The organism is Streptomyces olivaceus (assembly GCF_000721235.1).
Classification (GTDB): Bacteria; Actinomycetota; Actinomycetes; order Streptomycetales; family Streptomycetaceae; genus Streptomyces; species Streptomyces olivaceus.
This window is the reverse complement of the sequence record NZ_JOFH01000055.1, coordinates 1-17,256: the sequence shown is the minus strand read 5'-3', so window position 1 is coordinate 17,256 and position 17,256 is coordinate 1. Positions and strand designations below refer to the sequence as shown.

The 17,256-nt window shown below is 74.5% G+C and carries 16 protein-coding genes; 7 read left to right on the top strand and 9 right to left on the bottom strand.

The features are described from left to right. The first annotated feature begins 500 nt into the window (after positions 1–500). From IG94_RS0135810 to IG94_RS0135800, 3 genes are all read left to right on the top strand, one after another. Complete coding sequence (locus tag IG94_RS0135810) at positions 501–881, top strand: DoxX family protein (RefSeq protein ID WP_031047441.1); 381 nt, start codon at positions 501–503, stop codon at positions 879–881. After that, complete coding sequence (locus tag IG94_RS0135805; protein WP_031047439.1) at positions 878–1,345, top strand: peroxiredoxin; 468 nt, start codon at positions 878–880, stop codon at positions 1,343–1,345. Before IG94_RS0135810 ends, IG94_RS0135805 begins: the two co-directional genes overlap by 4 nt. Positions 1,346–1,416: 71 nt before the next feature. After that, complete coding sequence (locus IG94_RS0135800) at positions 1,417–3,765, top strand: ATP-binding SpoIIE family protein phosphatase (RefSeq protein WP_031047437.1); 2,349 nt, start codon at positions 1,417–1,419, stop codon at positions 3,763–3,765. A gap of 31 nt (positions 3,766–3,796) precedes the next feature. Here IG94_RS0135800 and IG94_RS0135795 read toward each other — a convergent pair whose 3' ends face one another. Beyond that, positions 3,797–4,420, bottom strand: a complete 624-nt coding sequence (locus tag IG94_RS0135795) for a DNA polymerase ligase N-terminal domain-containing protein (protein WP_031047435.1) — start codon at positions 4,418–4,420, stop codon at positions 3,797–3,799. Between the two features lie 49 nt (positions 4,421–4,469). Further along, positions 4,470–5,300, bottom strand: a complete 831-nt coding sequence (locus IG94_RS0135790) for an aldo/keto reductase (protein ID WP_031047433.1) — start codon at positions 5,298–5,300, stop codon at positions 4,470–4,472. Between the two features lie 113 nt (positions 5,301–5,413). Here IG94_RS0135790 and IG94_RS0135785 point away from each other — a divergent pair, with 113 nt between their 5' ends. Beyond that, positions 5,414–6,436 (top strand): TauD/TfdA dioxygenase family protein, encoded by a 1,023-nt coding sequence (locus IG94_RS0135785; protein WP_052411026.1) that lies wholly within the window; start codon positions 5,414–5,416, stop codon positions 6,434–6,436. 45 nt (positions 6,437–6,481) lie between these two features. Here IG94_RS0135785 and IG94_RS0135780 read toward each other — a convergent pair whose 3' ends face one another. The 3 genes from IG94_RS0135780 to IG94_RS0135770 all read right to left on the bottom strand — a co-directional run bounded on the left by IG94_RS0135780 (position 6,482) and on the right by IG94_RS0135770 (position 9,568). Next, on the bottom strand, positions 6,482–7,984 hold the full coding sequence (locus IG94_RS0135780; RefSeq protein ID WP_031047429.1) for a metallophosphoesterase family protein: 1,503 nt from the start codon (positions 7,982–7,984) through the stop codon (positions 6,482–6,484). A 91-nt stretch (positions 7,985–8,075) separates the two neighbouring features. Further along, complete coding sequence (locus IG94_RS0135775; protein WP_031047427.1) at positions 8,076–8,831, bottom strand: dienelactone hydrolase family protein; 756 nt, start codon at positions 8,829–8,831, stop codon at positions 8,076–8,078. Positions 8,832–8,947: 116 nt separating this feature from the next. Beyond that, complete coding sequence (locus IG94_RS0135770) at positions 8,948–9,568, bottom strand: L-threonylcarbamoyladenylate synthase (RefSeq protein WP_031047424.1); 621 nt, start codon at positions 9,566–9,568, stop codon at positions 8,948–8,950. A 203-nt stretch (positions 9,569–9,771) separates the two neighbouring features. On the opposite strand from IG94_RS0135770, the gene IG94_RS0135765 reads away from it, so the two are divergent. Continuing rightward, on the top strand, positions 9,772–11,298 hold the full coding sequence (locus IG94_RS0135765; RefSeq protein WP_031047421.1) for a helix-turn-helix domain-containing protein: 1,527 nt from the start codon (positions 9,772–9,774) through the stop codon (positions 11,296–11,298). A 141-nt stretch (positions 11,299–11,439) separates the two neighbouring features. Here IG94_RS0135765 and IG94_RS0135760 read toward each other — a convergent pair whose 3' ends face one another. Both IG94_RS0135760 and IG94_RS0135755 read right to left on the bottom strand, forming a co-directional pair. Then, complete coding sequence (locus IG94_RS0135760) at positions 11,440–12,480, bottom strand: NAD(P)-dependent alcohol dehydrogenase (protein ID WP_031047418.1); 1,041 nt, start codon at positions 12,478–12,480, stop codon at positions 11,440–11,442. A 103-nt stretch (positions 12,481–12,583) separates the two neighbouring features. Beyond that, complete coding sequence (locus IG94_RS0135755) at positions 12,584–13,258, bottom strand: TetR/AcrR family transcriptional regulator (protein WP_031047415.1); 675 nt, start codon at positions 13,256–13,258, stop codon at positions 12,584–12,586. 166 nt (positions 13,259–13,424) lie between these two features. On the opposite strand from IG94_RS0135755, the gene IG94_RS0135750 reads away from it, so the two are divergent. Beyond that, positions 13,425–15,083: a catalase gene (locus IG94_RS0135750; protein WP_031047413.1), complete on the top strand. Its 1,659-nt coding sequence runs from the start codon at positions 13,425–13,427 to the stop codon at positions 15,081–15,083. A 56-nt stretch (positions 15,084–15,139) separates the two neighbouring features. Here IG94_RS0135750 and IG94_RS0135745 read toward each other — a convergent pair whose 3' ends face one another. Beyond that, complete coding sequence (locus IG94_RS0135745; RefSeq protein WP_031047412.1) at positions 15,140–16,039, bottom strand: fructosamine kinase family protein; 900 nt, start codon at positions 16,037–16,039, stop codon at positions 15,140–15,142. Between the two features lie 111 nt (positions 16,040–16,150). Between IG94_RS0135745 and IG94_RS0135740 the strand changes: the two genes are divergently transcribed. Beyond that, entirely contained in the window at positions 16,151–16,474 is a 324-nt protein-coding gene (locus tag IG94_RS0135740) for a hypothetical protein (protein WP_031047410.1), read from the top strand. 133 nt (positions 16,475–16,607) lie between these two features. Here IG94_RS0135740 and IG94_RS0135735 read toward each other — a convergent pair. After that, positions 16,608–17,256: ArsB/NhaD family transporter (locus IG94_RS0135735; RefSeq protein WP_031047407.1), on the bottom strand; the 649-nt coding region annotated here is incomplete at its 5' end.

The window sequence follows — 17,256 nt, the reverse complement described above, 5'->3', positions numbered from 1 at the left end:
AGCCTTGGTTAGGTTAGCCTAAGCTAAGCATGCGTCCACTGGAACATGTGCATCGCATCCGGCCGATTCCGCGCCGTCCGGCCGGGCGGCGCGGCGCGAAACACCGCCGCGCCGGGGGCAGTTCCCCTCGCGTGCCCGGACGGCTCCCTCGGTGCCGTCCTGCTCGCTGCCGGCGCGCTGCCGGCCCCGGCCCGTCCGCTCGGCGCCGTCGCCCTCGGCGAGGACCACGCGCCGGCGTTCGGACCCGTGTGCGGCGCGTGCTCTCCGTCGTCGCCGTCGGCCTGCAGGTCGCCCTGCCGGGCGGGGCGGTCGGACGGGCGTCGTTCCCGGGCCGGGCGTCGTTCCCGGGCCGGGCGGCGGTCGTGCCCGGGCAGGGCGGCCGCTGTGCCCGGTCTTGAGGGGCGTCGGCCCCGGGCGGTGCAGGCGCCGGGGCCGGGCCGGTCGTCGCGCAGTGCTTACCGTCGAGTAATATCGCGCGCCAGGCCCCCGGAGGAGGAACCGTGTCCCGGTCCGAACGCTCACCCCTGCTGCTCGCCGGCCTGTTGGCCACCGCGGGCGTAGCCCATTTCGCCCAGCCCCGTACCTTCGACGCGATCGTGCCGCGCTCGCTGCCCGGAACGCCGCGGGCGTGGACGTACGCCAGCGGCGCCGCCGAACTCGCGCTGGCCGCCGGTCTCGCCGTGCCGCGCACCCGGAAGGCGGCCGCACTGACCGCGGCCGCGTTCTTCGCCGGCGTCTTCCCCGCCAACGTCAAGATGGCCTGGGACTGGCGGCACCGCCCCGCGCCCCTGAAGGCCGCCGCCTACGGACGGCTGCCGGTGCAGGTGCCGCTCGTCCTGTGGGCCCGTGACGTCGCCAGGAACGCCGGGGGCCGGTCATGAGCCGGGGCCCGGAGGTCGGCGACACCGTCGAGGACTTCACCCTGCCGGACGAGACCGGCACCCCGCGCCGTCTGTCGGAGCTGCTCGCCGACGGCCCGGTCGTGCTGTTCTTCTACCCCGCCGCCCTGAGCGCCGGCTGCACCGCGGAGGCCTGTCACTTCCGCGACCTCGCCGCCGAGTTCGCCGCGGCCGGCGCCCGTCCCGTCGGCGTCAGCGGCGACCCCGTCGAACGGCAGCAGGAGTTCGCCGGACGCCACACGCTCGGCATGCCGCTGCTGTCCGACACCGACGGCGCGGTCCGCGAGCTGTTCGGGGTCAGGCGCGGGATCAGTCTGGCCCCGACCAAGCGGGCCACCTTCGTCCTCGGGCAGGACCGCACCGTCCTGGAGGTCGTCCGCAGCGAGCTGCGGATGAACACCCACGCCGACCGCGCCCTGAGCGCCCTGCGCGCACACGGCGGGTAACCTCCGCCCGGCTCCACCCACCTGCCCCGTCGCGGTTGAAACCATGCTGTAACGGGTCAATCCTGGACGCTATGGAGTTTGTCTCCGCCGCGGCGACCTTGGACGCCCACGGCACTGTGACGGGGTGGAGCGAGGGCGCCCGGCGGCTGACCGGTTATCCGGCCGACGAGGCAGTGGGGCGCCACGCCCGGGAGATGCTGTCCGGGGACCTGCCCGCGGACGCCCTGTCCGGGCTGTCCGGCACGGTCCTCGTACGGCGGCGCGACGAGACCCTCGTGGAGCTGCGTCTGCGGGGGTGCTCCCTGACGGGCCGGGACGGGGAGCCCGTCGGGTACGTGGTCAGCACCGAACCGCCCGCGGACCGGGACGCGTCACCGGCGGAACGGGCCTTCGCCCAGGCGCCGGTGTCGATGGCCGTCCTCGACGCCCGGCAGCGCTACGTGTGGCTCAACGACGTGGCCCGCCGCGAGCTGGGCGGGCCGGGAGAGACGCTGATCGGCCGCGACCTCGCCGGCACCGTGGAGGCCGACGAGCGCAGCCGGGCCTTCCTGTCCCGGCTGCGCCGGGTCGCCGAGACGGGCCGGCCGGCGCGTTACGAGACCCTTCCGGGACTGCCGCTGTCGCACCGCGACGAGGCCCGGGTCACGGAGATGTGGCCGGTGCGGGATGCCGCCGGAGAGCCGGCCGGGACCGCGCTCGCGGCCTTCGAGAGTGTCGGCCAGCACGGCGCGCGCGAGCGGCTGCTCCTTCTGAACGAGGCGGCGAACGCCATCGGCACCACGCTCGACCTCGCGCGCACCGCCGAGGAACTCGTCGACGTCCTGATCCCCCGCTTCGCGGACTTCGCCAGTGTCGACCTGCTCGACTGGGTCCTGGGCGCCAGGGAGACACCCCTGGCGTTCAGCGAGGATGTCGTGCTGCACAGGGTCGCCCACGGCTCCGTCGTCGCGGGCACCCCGGAAGCGGTGGTGCCGCTGGGGCAGGTGGACGTCCACCCGGCACTCTCGCCGCCCGCCCGCGCGGTGCAGGAGGGCCGGGTCTTCGTCAGCCAGGCGGGCGAGCCGTCGTTCTCGCGGTGGGTCGCCGAGCGGGAGTCCCGCACACCGGCGGGGCCCCGCGTCGGACCGCCCGCCCATTCGATGATGGCGGTGCCGCTGCTGGCCCGCGGCATCCGGCTGGGCGTCCTGGTGGTCATGCGCACCGGACAGCTGGAGCCCTACGGCCCCGAGGACGCGCTGTTCGCCGAGGAACTCGCCAGCCGGGCGGCCGTCTGCATCGACAACGCCCGCCGCTTCGCCCGCGAGCGGGCCACCGCCCTGGCCATCCAGCGCAGCCTGCTGCCGAGGGAGCTGCCCGGCCAGGCGGCACTGGAGGTGGCCCACCGCTACCTCCCCTCCGCGTCGGCGGCCGGTATCGGCGGCGACTGGTTCGACGTCATCCCGCTCTCCGGCAGCCGCGTCGCCTTGGTCGTCGGCGACGTCGTGGGCCACGGCATCCCGTCCACGGCGACGATGGGCCGCCTGTGCACGGCCGTCCGCACCCTCGCGGACGTCGATCTGCCGCCCGACGAACTCCTCACCCACCTCGACGACCTCGTCATCCACCTCGCGGCCGGTGCCGAGAGGGACCGCGGCGAGATCGCGGAACTGGGCGCCACCTGCCTCTACGCCGTGTACGACCCGGTGTCCCGGCGGCTGACCCTGGCGGCCGCCGGACATCCGGCACCCGCCGTCCTGCTGCCCGACGGCACCACCCGGCTCGTCTCCATGACCGCCGGTCCGCCGCTCGGCGTCGGCGGGCTGCCCTTCGAGTCGACCGAGCTGGAACTGCCCGAGGGCGCGGTCGTCGCCCTCTACACCGACGGCCTCGTCGAGGACCGCGACCGTGATCCCGACCACGCCACGGCGGAACTGTGCCGTGCGCTGGCCGCGCCCGCGTCCTCCCTCGACGCCCTGTGCGACGGCGTGCTCAAGGCCGTACTGCCGGAGGAGCCCGGTGACGACGTCGCCCTGCTGCTGGCCCGCACCCGGGCGCTCGGCGCCGACCGGGTGCACACCTGGGACATCCACCCCGACCCCGCGCACGTGGCGGCCACCCGGCGGTCCGTCAGCGAGCAGCTGGCGGCGTGGGGCCTCGACGAGACGGCGTTCGTCACCGAACTCGTCGTCAGCGAGCTGGTCACCAACGCCATCCGGTACGGCGAGCCCCCCATCCGGCTGCGGCTGATCCGCCACACGGCCCTCATCTGCGAGGTCTCCGACGCCAGCTCCACCTCACCGCACCTGCGGCGGGCCCACGCCTACGACGAGGGCGGCCGGGGCCTGATGCTGGTCGCCCAGCTCACCCAGCGCTGGGGCAGCCGGCAGACGGACTCCGGCAAGACCATCTGGGCGGAACAACCCCTGCCGCCCGCCGGCTGAGCACGCCGCTCCCGGCCGGTCCCCGCGCTGCCTACGCGGTGCGCTCCTCCGCCGCGACCCGGGCCAGGGTGCGGCCGGTGCGCGCGGACCGGGCCCGCCGGGGGTCCGGGGTGCCGTGCGCGCGCCCGCCGCCGGCCGTCTTCACCAGCAGCCACGCCGCGCCCTCGCCGGGGCCGCCGTCCCGTCCGCCGCGGAACCGGGTCAGCGCGTACTCGCCGCGCAGCTTCTCCCCGTGCAGCCGGAACCGGGCGTGTCCCCGCTCCAGCGACTCGGCGAAGTCCACCGGCCGGCCCCGGCGGTCGTGGCTCAGCGGCTCGTAGGTGCCGCGGTCCCAGACGATGACCGTGCCTCCGCCGTACTCGCCCGCGGGGATCACGCCCTCGAAGTCCTCGTAGTCCAGCGGATGGTCCTCGGTCGGCACCGCGAGCCGCTTGTCGCTCGGGTCGCCGGACGGCCCCTTCGGCACCGACCAGGACTTCAGCACGTCACCCACCTGCAGCCGGAAGTCGAAGTGCAGGGTGCTCGCGTCGTGGATCTGCACGACGAAACGGCACTCCCCGGACCCGGCGGACGCCCCGCGCCCGGCCGGTTCACCGGTCCGGCCGAAGTCCCGCCTGCCGTGGTAGTCCCGCAGACCGTCGCCCTCGCCGCCCATCTGCCGCTCCTTGTCCGAGGCCGCTGCCGACGGGTACCGGGTACCCCCGTCAGAACTCCTCGTGCACCTCCGGGTCCCCGCCGAGCCGGCGGTGCGCCCGGTCCGCCACGGTCCGCATCTGCCCCTCGTCCAGTTCGAAGCCGAAGACGTCGAGGTTGGCCCGCTGCCGGGCCGGGTCGCCCGACTTCGGGACGGGCACCGCGCCGAGCTGGGTGTGCCAGCGCAGCACCGCCTGGGCCGGGGTGACCCCGTGCGCCTCGGCGACCGCCGTCACCGCGGGGTCGTCCAGCAGGTCGCTGCCGCGGCCGAGCGGGCTCCAGCTCTCCGTGCGGATGCCCTTGCGCTCGTGGTGGGCGCGCAGCTCGTCCTGCGGGAAGAGCGGGTGCAGCTCGACCTGGTTGACGGACGGCAGGACGCCGGTCTCCCTCTCCAGCCGCTCGATGTGCTCCACCGTGAAGTTGGAGACGCCCACCGAGCGCACGAGACCGTCCTCGCGGAGCTTGAGCATGGCCTTCCAGGAGTCCACGTACTTGTCGACGCGGGGCAGCGGCCAGTGGATCAGGTACAGATCGACGTACTCCAGACCGAGCCGGGCGCGGGACTCCTCGAACGAGGCGAGCGTCTCCTCGTACCCGTGGTGCCGGCCGGGCAGCTTGGTCGTCACGACGACGTCCTCGCGGGGGACCCCCGCGGAGGCCACGCCGCGGCCGACGCCGGTCTCGTTGCGGTAGTTCGCCGCCGTGTCGATCAGGCGGTACCCCGTCCGGAGCGCCTCGCGGACCGCCCGCTCGGCCTCGTCGTCCGCCATCGGCCAGGTGCCCAGGCCCAGGGCGGGGAGCGTCGTGCCGTCGTTGAGCGTGTACGCCGGGATGCTGATCACCGTGGGACCTTCCCTCGACTGTGCGCGGCCGGGGTGCCGCCCGTCCAGCCTCACCCACACCCGGCCCGGTGATCAACCGGACGGCGCGGAACGGGTTCTGCCACGATCTGACCATGACGACCGACAGGGCAATGGACGGCACGGCAGCGGATAGGACGGCGGCGGACGGTACGACGGCGCGGGACACGGTGGCGGCCGAAGCCGCCGGGATCGAGGTGCTGCCCGTCGCCGGGCACACCGGCGCCGAGATACGCGGCCTCGACCTGGCGTCCGGGCTGCTCCCGGCGCAGGTCGAGGCCGTCCGGGCGGCCGTCCTGCGCTGGAAGGTGGTGTTCTTCCGCGACCAGCACCTCGACCACGCCGGGCACGTGGCGTTCGCGCGCCTCTTCGGCGAGCCCGTCGTCCTGCCCCGGCGCGGCAAGGCATCCCCGGCCGGATTCCCGGAGGTCGAGACCACCGCCGACCGGCTGGAACTCGGCGGCCGGTTCGGGATGGAGCACGAGGAGTGGCTGCGGCGCCGGCGCCACACCCTGCTGCGCGGCTGGCACTGCGACCACGGCGCCCGCGTCGACCCGCCCGCCGCCACGATCCTGCGCGCCGAGACCGTACCGCCGTACGGCGGCGACACCACCTGGTCCAATCTCGCCGCCGCCTACGCGGGGCTGTCCGCACCGATGCGCGCGTTCGTCGACGGGCTGCGCGCGGAGCACCGCCTCGGCGTCGGCTACCAGCCGCGGCCCGGCGACGACGCCTACGTGCGCCACCTGCTCGACCACCAGACCGCGACCGTGCACCCGCTGGTCCGCGTCCACCCGGAGACGGGCGAGCGGGTGCTGTTCGTCAACGGCTACTACGTCGAGCAGATCGCCGGTCTCTCGCGCCACGAGAGCGCGGCCGTCCTGGAACTGCTCCTGGAGCAGGCCACCCGCCCCGAGTACACGGTCCGCTTCCGCTGGGAGCCGGGCAGCGTCGCCTTCTGGGACAACCGGGCCACCATCCATCTCGCCCCCGGCGACAACGCCCACCTCGGCCACCCCCGGACCATGCACCGCGTGATGCTCGCCGGCGAGGTACCGGCAGGTGTCGACGGCATCCCCTCCGAGGCACTCGTCGGCAGCGCGCCGGGCCGTTGGTGAGGGGCCGCCGGCGGGTGAGGGGCCACCGCCCCGCGCCCCGCGCCGTCAGACGAGCGGGATCGTCACCTCGTCCTCGACCGGCGGGTCCACCTCCTGCGCCCGGTTGCCCGTGGCCGCACAGCAGCGCAGCCGCACCGCCTCCGGGGTCACGTCCAGCCGCAGGAAGGACTTGAAGAAGGGCGGGCTGTAGGTCGCCGACGACGGCGAGAACAGCTGGGTGTAGATCCTGCGCACCGGCAGCCGGAACCGCTTGCGGCGCTCCGGCCGCCGGGCCGTGCCGAGCAGCCCGGCGACCAGCCGGGTCCGCCGGGTGACCCGTGCGCCGGTGCCCGGGGCACGGCCCGTACGGATGCCGAGGCGCTCGGCGATCACGGCCGTCGCCTCGTCCTGGGTGAGGGTGAACAGGCGCCGCAGCCGCAGCCGGCGCCCGTACAGCGCGCTGTAGAAGGCGAGCGAGTCGCCGCGCAGCGGGTACGAGCGGAAGTCGTCCTCGGTGACGCCCGCCACCGAGACGCGCGGAATGGTGTGCGTGGCGTGCATGAACGCACCGCCGCCGCCCGCGACGACGTACTGGACGGTGCGGCCGTCCACGTCGACCGGGTAGCGCTGGTAGTTGTGGATGTCGCCGCCGATCGCAGCGACGTAGTGGTGGGCGGGGTCGCGCACGACGTCGTCGACCGTGCCGCCGCCCTCGATCGGGCACGGACGGTGCTCGCCGTCCACGTACAGGGGCGAGCCGGTCACCAGTATCTTCGGCCGGGACCCCGCGGACACCTCGCGCAGCCAGGCGCCCTGGGCGGCGTCGACGGTGCCCAGCAGTCCGGTGTCGATGCCGACGATGCGCACCGGTCCGGCGTCGATCGCCCAGTACGGTCCGGGCTGTTCGGCCTGCTGGGCGGCGTCCGCGCGCAGCTTGCGCGCCTCGTCCAGACGCGCGCCGTCGTCCGGGCGGGGCCGGTGCCACAGCAGGGACCGCAGCCAGGACCGGGTCAGCGCACGTGGCGCGGGGGCGGGCGGCAGGGGCGGGGCGTCGTCGCAGAAGACGCGCATGAACCCGGCGAGGTCCTCGTACCAGTCGTGGTTGCCCGGTATCGCGTAGACGGGCGCCCGGTAGTCGCGGTACGGGCGGAAGAACTTCGTGCCGTAGTCGTCGGCGCTGCCCACCGGGTAGATCACGTCACTGGCGAGGACGGCGAACCGGGTGTCCGCGCCCTCCTTCAGCAGGCCGGGCACGACGGCGTACTGCGGGTCGTCGCCCTCGCCGGTGTCACCGATGACCAGGAAGGAGAACCGGTCGGGATCGGTGCGCCGGATCACCTTGTCGGCGGGCGCCCCGGCCGCCGCCCGCTGCGCCACCCAGCGCTCGCGCGTGCGGCCGGTGGGGTCCCCGAACCAGGAGGCCAGCACCCCGTTGCGGGCGGACCACAGCGTCCTCGGACTCAGCCAGGACAGCTTCTCGGTGCGCTGCGGCATGAGGTCCCGGTAGTCGCCGCGCTCGGCGGAGCCCCAGCCGGCGCCTTCGGGGGTGTCACGTGAGGAGTCTGTCACCCGCGCACGGTAACAACGCCCGGTCCGGGGACGGAACGAGGGGCGGCCCGCCCAACTCCCGTCCGGTTCGGCCCGCTTGGTGGACTGCCGGTCAGAACGTCCGCCGCAGCAGGTCGAGCAGGGCCGTCCAGTGCCGCTCGGTCGCCTCCGCGTCGTAGGCCGCGGTGTCGGCCTGCGTGTAGCCGTGGTGGGCACCGGCGTACACCTCGCAGCGGTGCCGGACACCCGCCGCGGCCAGAGCCGACTCCAGGCGTTCCTGCTGCTCGGGCGGCATGGTCTGGTCCTGGTCGGCGTGGGCGAAGTACACCTCGGCGGTGATGTCCCCGGCCACCAGGTGCGGGCTCTGCGGCTCGTCGGTCGCCAGGTTCGCGCCGTGGAACCCGGCCACCGCGGCGACCCGGTCGGGGTAGGTGCCGGCGGTGCGCAGGGCGATGCCGGCGCCCATGCAGTAACCGGTCAGTGCGACGGGGCCGTCGGCCGCCGCCGGGCAGTCGGCCAGCCACCGCAGGTACGCGTCGGCGTCCCGCATCAGCCCCTCGGGCGTGAGCTCCCGGAAGACCGGACCGAGGAGCTTGAAGATCTCCGGCCGCGCGGCCGGGTCGATGAACTCGGGCAGGTCCACGACCGGTGCCCGGCCGCTGCGGTAGGCGACGTTGGGCACCAGGACGGTGTACCCGGCACCGGCCAGCCGGTCCGCCATCCGCCGCAGCTGCGGGCGCAGCCCGAAGGCGTCCATGTAGAACAGGACCGCCGGATGCGGTCCCCCTTCCGCGGGGTGCGCCAGATAGGCGTCGGCGGTGCCGTCGGCGGTGGAGATGTCGACAGCGGTTCCCTGTACGGCGGTCATGGCGGGCCAGTCTCTCTGTCGGGTGCGCACGGGCGACCCGCCGGCGCACCGGCCGGCGGATCACGGCCATCGTGGCACGCCGCCCTCCGGTGGGACGCCCGGCCCCGTGCGGGCCGTTACTCGAACCGCGCCGTGTCTCCCGCGCCGCGCCGCACGATCTCCGCCTCGCCGCCGGAGAAGTCGACGACCGTGGTGGGCTCGGTGCCGCAGTCACCGGAGTCGATCACCGCGTCGAGCACGTGGTCGAGCCGGTCCTTGATCTCCCAGCCCTGCGTCATCGGCTCCTCCTCGCCGGGCAGCAGCAGGGTGCTGGAGAGCAGCGGCTCGCCGAGTTCGGCGAGCAGGGCCTGGGTGACGACGTGGTCGGGGATGCGCACGCCCACGGTCTTCTTCTTCGGGTGCTGGAGCATGCGCGGCACCTCCCTCGTCGCCGGCAGGATGAAGGTGTAACTCCCCGGGGTCGACGCCTTGATCGCCCGGAACACGTCGTTGTCGATCTGCACGAACCGGCCGAGCTGTGCGAAGTCCTGGCACACCAGCGTGAAGTGGTGCCGGTTGTCCAGCTGCCGGACCGACCGGATGCGGTCGGTGCCGTCGCGTTGGCCCAGTCGGCAGCCCAGCGCGTAGCAGGAGTCCGTCGGGTACGCGATCAGCGCGCCGTCGCGGACGCTGTCGGCGACCTGGGCGATGCTGCGGGGCTGGGGGTTGTCGGGGTGCACGTCGAAGTACTTCGCCATTCACCGAGCTTATGCCCGTTCCGCGTCCCCGGACGAAAGGCCCGGTCGGCGGCCCGGCGCGGTGGCCGCCGGGACGGGCCGGACACGTCCCCCGCGATGTCCGGCCGGACCGCAGCCCCGCCGCACCGGGCACGGCGGCCGGGCCATGGGGTAACGTCCCCGGTTCGGGCCGGGGGCGAGGCGAGGACGAGGAGAAGGCCGACGTGGCGGGCCGGGAGTACGCGAGAGAGCAGGGGACGGCCGGGGCCGACGCGGACGCGGGATGGGCGCAGGAGCTGCTGGAACACCTGCGGCCGGCCGGACGCGGCCCGCACCGGGTGGCGGCCTGGCTCGCCGGTGCCGCGCACGCCGAGGTCACGCTGCAGGACGGAGCCGGGCACCTGCTGGCCGGCACCCGCGCCGCGCTGGACGCCGGCCTGGTCGCCGACATCACCACCGGCCGGATCGCCTCCGCGGCCCTGGAGGAGCGGGGCCGCCATCTGCGGCTCGTCCGCGTGGAGCGGCCCCATCCGGCGCCGCCCGCCGTCCTCGCGGTGTCCCGCGCGGTCCCGTTCGACCGGCGCGCCTCCGAGATCGTCACGCACACCGCCCAGGTGCTGGAGCTGCTCCTGGCCGGGCACGAGTCGACCGTGGCCGGCCGCCGGCTGCGGCGGGCCACCTCCGACCTGCGCCTGGCCATCCTGCAACTGCTCATGGTGGAGGACACCGTCTCCGCCCGCCGCGTGGCCGCGGGACTCTGGCCGGGCCTGCTCGACACCGAGACGGCCTGTGTCTACGTCGTCGAGAGCGATCCCCGCGAACGCGACAGACTGGCCGAGGAGTGCCTGTCCGCGGCGGGGGAGCGGGCGCTGGTCGTGCGGTGCCCCGCGATGAACGGACACGTGATCGTCCTCGCCCCCCGGGACACGGCCGGACGGGAGCTGCGCACCCTGGTCCGCGGCCTTCCCGGCGTCTTCCTCGGCGGCAGCTCCCGGCAGAGCCTCGCCCGCACCGCCGCCGCGTACGGGCAGGCCGTGAGCGCCCTGGCGGTCGCCCGGTACCGGCCGGAGCAGACGGCCGTGTACGCCGAGCGGACCCGCCCCGAGCGCCTGATGGACCCCGCGGCACTGCGCGACTGGACGGCCCGGGTGCTGAACCCGCTCGACTCCCTGCCGCACCACACCCGCGCCGAACTCCTGGGGACCACCCGGCTCGGCCTGGAGTTCACCGCCGTCGCCACGGCCAAGATCCTCGGAGTCAGCCGCAACACCGTCCGCGCCCGCATGGACCGGGTCGAGTCGCTCCTGCGCACCGACTTCACCGGGCTGACCGTCCGCGCCGTCGTCCACCTCGCCCTGAACGCGGAGGTCGGTCTCGCCGAGACCCCGCGCCCGGACCCGGCGCACGGCACCGCCCGCCTCTCCGACCTGCTGTCCGGGCCCGCGCTGCGCACCTGGTCGGCCGAACTGCTCGGCCGCCTCGACCCGGACGGCCGGGACCTGCGGCGCACGCTGCGCACCTGGATCGCCGTCGGCGGCAACGCCGAACGCGCCGCCCAGCGGCTCGGCATGCACGCCCAGACCGTGCGCGAGCACGTCCGCAGCGCGGAGCCCGTCCTCGAACGCCAGCTGCTCGCCTCCGGCGGCGACCTGTACGAGGTCGTGCTGGCCCACCTGGTGGCCGGCGACCTCGACCGGCCGCCGCTGCCGGGGACGAAACCGGGCCATCCGGACTCACCTGTGCACGGGTGAGTCATTACGCCCCGGTAGCGGGCATGGACGCGATTCACAGGGGCGGACGCGCCCGCGTAGTTTCGAAGGGCGACGGGGGCACGACCGGTACGGGGGACCGGTCGCACCCCCGTCGCCCTCCGCGCCGCGACGGGCGGCCGGTCAGCCGTGGGGCAGGATCACCGCGCGGCCGTCGATCCGTCCCTCGTGCAGCCGCTCGTACGCCAGCGGGGCGTCGTCCAGCGAGTACGTCTCGGTGTGCACCGACACGGCGCCGGAGCGCGCCAGGTTCAGCACCTCGATCAGTTCGCTGCGGCTGCCCCAGTACGGGGCGTTCACCGACACCTCGAACGGCAGCAGGCCGAACCCGACGGGCAGCGACCCGCCGCCGATGCCGACCAGGGTGACATCGCCCTCCACGGCCGCGACGGCCCCGGCGGTCCGCACGGTCGGGGCCACGCCGACGAAGTCGAACACGGCCTCGGCGCCGAGACCGCCGGTGATCCCGCGCACCGCCTCCGCCGCCTTCGCGTCCGACAGCACCGCCTCGTGCGCGCCCACCTCGCGGGCCAGCCGCAGCTTGTCCTCGCTCACGTCCAGGGCGACGACGCGGGCCGGAGTCAGGGCGCGCAGCAACTGGATGCCGACATGGCCGAGGCCGCCGGCGCCGATGACCACCGCGGTCGAACCGGGGACCAGCTTGGGCAGCGACCGCTTGATCGCGTGGTACGGCGTCAGGCCGGCGTCGGTGAGAGGCACCGCCGCGACCGGATCGAGCCCGTCCAGCGGGACCAGGTGCCGCGGGTCGTCGATCAGCAGGTACTCCGCCATCGAGCCGGGACGGCCGAGCCCCGGCGGGCGGATGCCCAGCTCCTCGGCGCGCAGGCAGTAGTTCTCCTTGCCCTCCGCGCACTTGGCGCAGGTGCCGCATCCCCAGGGCCCGTACACGGCGACCGCGTCGCCCTCGGCCAGACCGGTCACCCCGGCGCCGAGCGCGGCCACCGTGCCGACGCCCTCGTGGCCGAGCGTGAGCGGAAGCTCGTACGGGAAGCCCTCGGCGGGCCAGCCCATCACGGCGATGTCGGAGTGGCAGACGCCGGCCGCGGTCACCTTCAGCAGCACCTGGCCGGGGCCGGGCTCGGGATCGGGAATCGTGACGACCTCGGGCGGGGCCCCGATGGTGCGGTACTGCAATGCCTTCATGACCGGACTCCTTCTTTCGTTCTCTCCCCCGCAGGGTTGTTCCGCTGTGGACGCGCTGTTCCGCGCTGTTCCGTGGTGTGCTGCTCGTGCCGGTGCGCCGTCGTCAGGCGCGGGTGGCGGGACTGTCGCGTGCGGCGGCCGCGGCCGCCGCCTCGGCGGCCAGGGCGTCGTAGGCCCGTTCCACGAGGGCGGCGAGGTCCGCGTCCGGCGAGTCGCTGCCGCCGGCCCGGGCCCACAGGCGCAGGGCGGCGATCAGGGCTCCCGCGGCGGCGTCGACGACGGCGGCCGGGCGCACGTCCACGGCGGCGTCCGTACCGAGGCGGTCGGCGACGATGCGGATCGACTCCGCCTGGGCGTCGAGCCGGATGCGCTGGTAGGCGGCGAACAGGTCGGGCTCGGTGTCGGCCAGGGCCAGCAGCCGGCGCATCCGGGGCCGGACGTGCCAGGCCGGGTCCTCGGGGTCGGCCAGCCAGGCGTGCACGGCGCGCCGGTAGGCGAGCAGCGGCGGTTCACCGGCGGGGCGGGTGCGCAGCAGCGCGTTGACACGGTCGCCGTCCCGGCGGACGAAGTCGAGGGCGGCGTCCTCCTTGCCGGCGAAGTGGCGGCTGAACGTGCGGCGCGTGACGTCCGCGCGCTCGGCGATGGCCTCCACCGTGGCCGCCGCCGGACCGCGCTCCAGGATCAGGTCGCAGGCGGCGGTGGCCAGCGCGTCACGGGTCCGGAGCGCCTTGCGGCGGCGCCGGTCCTCGGGGGCCGGGGAGGGCTTCGATGCCGTCATGACGACCAGTCTACTCCTGGAATGTCGCACTGGGACATGTGTCCCGTCGGGACTCTTGTCCCGTCGGGACGGCGCCGGTGCGGGTGCCGGTGGCGGGGTGCGGTGGTAGATCGGTGAGTGACCCGTGTCAAAAGCCGCAAACCGTGAGTCGAAGGAGTCCACGCACATGACGGACGTTTCGGGCCGGGGTCCCGCCCCCGGTGACGACCGCGAGGTGCTCACCAACCGCCAGGGCCACCCCGTCCACGACAACCAGAACCAGCGCACGGTCGGCGACCGCGGGCCCGCCACGCTGGAGAACTACCAGTTCCTGGAGAAGATCAGCCACTTCGACCGCGAGCGCATCCCGGAGCGCGTCGTGCACGCCCGCGGGGTCACCGCCCACGGCTTCTTCGAGGCGTACGGCACCTGGGGCGACGAACCGGTCGGGCGCTACACCCGGGCCAGGCTGTTCCAGGAGCGGGGCAGGCGCACCGAGCTCGCCGTCCGGTTCTCCACCGTCATCGGCGGACGCGACTCCTCCGAGGCGGCCCGCGACCCCCGCGGCTTCGCGGTGAAGTTCTACACCGAGGACGGCAACTGGGACCTCGTCGGCAACAACCTGGGTGTCTTCTTCATCCGGGACGCGATCAAGTTCCCGGACGTCATCCACGCCCTGAAACCGGACCCGGTGACCTTCGAACAGCAGCCCCGGCGCATCTTCGACTTCATGTCGCAGACCCCGGAGTGCATGCACATGCTGGTCAACCTGTTCAGCCCGCGCGGCATCCCGGCGGACTACCGCCACCAGCAGGGCTTCGGCGTCAACACGTACAAGTGGGTCAACACGGCCGGGGAGACCAGACTCGTCAAGTACCACTGGATGCCCAAGGCGGGCGTGCGCAGCATGACCGAGGAGGACGCGGCGAACGTCCAGGCGGGGGAGCTGGGCCATGCCACCAAGGACCTCTACGAGGCCGTCGCGCGCGGCGAGTACCCCGAGTGGGAACTGCTCGTCCAGATGATGGACGACCACGACCACCCCGAGCTGGACTTCGACCCGCTCGACGACACCAAGACCTGGCCCGAGCAGGAATTCCCGCCCAGGCCGGTGGGCCGGATGGTGCTCGACAGGATGCCGGAGAACTACTTCGCCGAGAACGAGCAGATCTCCTTCGGCACCGGCGTCCTCGTCGACGGCCTGGACTTCTCCGACGACAAGATGCTGGTCGGCCGCACCTTCTCCTACAGCGACACCCAGCGCTACCGGGTCGGCCCCAACTACCTCCAACTGCCCGTCAACCAGGCCAAGCACGCCGAGGTCCGCACCAACCAGCGCGACGGACAGATGGCCTACCACGTGGACGGCGGCGACGGGAACCCGATCGTCAACTACGAGCCGTCGATCACCGGCGGGCTGCGCGAGGACGAGTATCCGGCGCACGACGAGCAGGGCCCGGAGATCCGGGGCCGCCTCACGCGCAAGCGCATCGCGCGCACCAACGACTACCTGCAGGCCGGGCAGCGGTATCTGCTGCTGGAGCAGTGGGAGCGCGACGACCTCGTCACCAACTTCGTCGACCTCCTCTCCCAGTGCGACCGCCCGGTGCGGGAGCGCATGGTGTGGCACTTCCTGCTGGTCGAGAACGACCTCGGGCTCCGGGTCGGTGAGGGCCTCGGCATCGGCCCGCAGGACGTCGCGCACCTGAAGCCGCTGGCCGGCCAGGATCTCACCGGCGAGGACCGCGAGCGGCTGGCCAACCTGGGCAACAACCCGCCGCGCGACGTGACGGGCCTGACGATGACCCACTGCGTTCCGAACGAGCGGCACGTGGTGACGCGCTGACGCCGGTTCCGGGCGGGCTCACCGGGGGTGCGGGCGCAGGGCCGCGGGGCCGCGGGTCACTTCTCGGGACGCAGCGCCGCCCGGGCCGCCGCGAGGGCCTGCTCGGCGTAACCGCGGCCGAACAGCACGGCGTGCACCAGCAGCGGGAAGAGCTGGTGCACGCCGACGCGGCCCGCCGAGCCGCCGGCGAGCGGCGCCGTCTCCTCGTAGGCCGCCAGGACGCGATCCAGGTACGGGCACCCGAAGAGGCGCAGCATCGCCAGGTCGGTCTCGCGGTGCCCGCTGTGCGCCGCCGGGTCGATCAACCGGACGTGCCCGTCGGCGCCCCAGAGCACGTTGCCGTTCCACAGGTCACCGTGCAGGCGGGCCGGCGGCTCCGCGGGCCCCGCCAGCTCCGGCAGCCGTTCGCAGACCCGCTCGACGTCGGCAGCCTCGGCCGCCCCGACCGTGCCCGCGTCGACCGCGCCGCGCAGATAGGGCAGTACGCGGTGCTCCGCGTACCAGGACGGCCAGTCGTTCCCGGTGGCGTTGCGCATCGGGGCGAGCCCGATGAAGGCGTCCTCGGGTCCGCCGGGCGGCGCGGCGCCGAACGCCGGCGCCCCGGCCGCGTGCAGGGCGGCCAGGTCGCGGCCGAAGCGGACGGCCGCCTCCGCCGACGCGGGGCCCCGCGCCACCCGGTCGGTGACCAGCGACCGCTCGTCGTGGCCGTGCACCGCCGGGATCCGGACGGTGCCCGCGGCGGCCAGCCAGCGCAGCCCCGCGGCCTCGGCGCGTGCGGCGCCGGGGGCGTCCGCGGTCTTGACGATCACGGTGCGGCCGTCGTCGAGGTCCACCTCGGTGAGCGCCCCGGACAGCGGGCGCCCACCGGTCACCGACCGGCCGGTGAAGCGGGCCGCGACGGCGCTGGGGGAGGCCGGGGAGGACGGGGAGGGGCCGGAGCGGGCGTCGGAGGGCACGGGCCTCAGCGTAGGGGCGGGTGGTGACACCGGTGCCCCGTTGCCGCCGACCCGGTGAAAAACGTTCGGTGCGCCGATCGAAGGCCCGGACGGCGGGGGACCAGTGGGACTATGACCAGTTCAGCATTCCATCGCACCATCATCCTTCCCGCTCCCGTCTGTCAGCAGGCGGCGCAGCACCTCGAACAGGCGGTGCACAAGGCGATCGACGGTGCCGCGACCCCCTGGCGCGCGTTCCGCGGAGCCGACGGCGACGACTTCGCGTTCTCCGTACCGGTCGTCGAGCAGGCCGCGGGCTGTCTGCTGGTCCTGGCCGCCGAGAGCGCCCAGAGCCTGCGTCCCTCCGCGCTGCGCGCCCTGATCACCGTCGCGCTCCATCTGCGGGACGCCGCCGAGGCGGTGCGCCGGCCGGCGATTCCGACCGTGGCCTGGTGAGCGCGGGCGGCCGGTGAGGTGCCGGTGGCGTCGGGGCGGCGGCGGGTGGCTTCGGGGGCCGTCGGGGCGTCGGCGGGTGGCTTCGGGTGCCGTCCGGGCGGCGGTGGGTGGCTTCGAGTGCCGTCGGGTGTCGTCAGGCGCCGATCAGGTGCAGGGCTCCCCACAGGGCCACGGTCGACGCGGCGAGCGTGGTCGGCACCGTGAGCAGACCGAGCAGGGTGAAGCGGCCGAGGTCCACCTCCATGCCGTGCCGGTGCAGGATCCGCCGCCACAGCAGGGTCGCCAGCGAGCCCACGTAGGTCAGGTTCGGGCCCAGGTTCACGCCGATCAGCACCGCGAGGACCTGGGCCGGGCCGCCGGGGGCCGCCAGGGGGAGCAGGGCGAGGACGGCCGGCAGGTTGTTGACCGCGTTGGCCAGCAGCGCGGCCACCGCCGCCACCCCGAGCAGCGCCGGCAGCGAGTCGCCGTCCGGCAGCAGCCGGCCGAGTCCGTCGGCTGCCGGGCCGCCGGCCACGACCGCCTCCACCACGACGCCCAGGGCCAGCACGAACAGACAGAACAGCGGTGACGCGGCGCCCGCCAGCTCCCGCACGGTGACATGGCGCCGGGACAGCGCCCGCGCGCCGAGCACCACGACCCCGCCGAGCGCCGCCCACGCCGGGTCCAGCCCCGCCGGTGACGCCAGGGCGAAGCCGGCCAGGGTCAGGGCCACCACGACGACGGTGAAACGGGGTACCGCCGGTGCGGGGGCTGCGGCGGGCGTGGGGGAGGCGGTGGAGGCG

Coding starts and splice junctions, on each gene's coding strand:
- IG94_RS0135805 (WP_031047439.1), top strand. CDS start 878: ATGAGCCGGGGCCCGGAGGTCGGCGACACCGTCGAGGACTTCACCCTG.
- IG94_RS0135800 (WP_031047437.1), top strand. CDS start 1,417: ATGGAGTTTGTCTCCGCCGCGGCGACCTTGGACGCCCACGGCACTGTG.
- IG94_RS0135795 (WP_031047435.1), bottom strand. CDS start 4,420: ATGGGCGGCGAGGGCGACGGTCTGCGGGACTACCACGGCAGGCGGGAC.
- IG94_RS0135785 (WP_052411026.1), top strand. CDS start 5,414: ATGACGACCGACAGGGCAATGGACGGCACGGCAGCGGATAGGACGGCG.
- IG94_RS0135775 (WP_031047427.1), bottom strand. CDS start 8,831: ATGACCGCCGTACAGGGAACCGCTGTCGACATCTCCACCGCCGACGGC.
- IG94_RS0135770 (WP_031047424.1), bottom strand. CDS start 9,568: ATGGCGAAGTACTTCGACGTGCACCCCGACAACCCCCAGCCCCGCAGC.
- IG94_RS0135760 (WP_031047418.1), bottom strand. CDS start 12,480: ATGAAGGCATTGCAGTACCGCACCATCGGGGCCCCGCCCGAGGTCGTC.
- IG94_RS0135755 (WP_031047415.1), bottom strand. CDS start 13,258: ATGACGGCATCGAAGCCCTCCCCGGCCCCCGAGGACCGGCGCCGCCGC.
- IG94_RS0135750 (WP_031047413.1), top strand. CDS start 13,425: ATGACGGACGTTTCGGGCCGGGGTCCCGCCCCCGGTGACGACCGCGAG.
- IG94_RS0135740 (WP_031047410.1), top strand. CDS start 16,151: ATGACCAGTTCAGCATTCCATCGCACCATCATCCTTCCCGCTCCCGTC.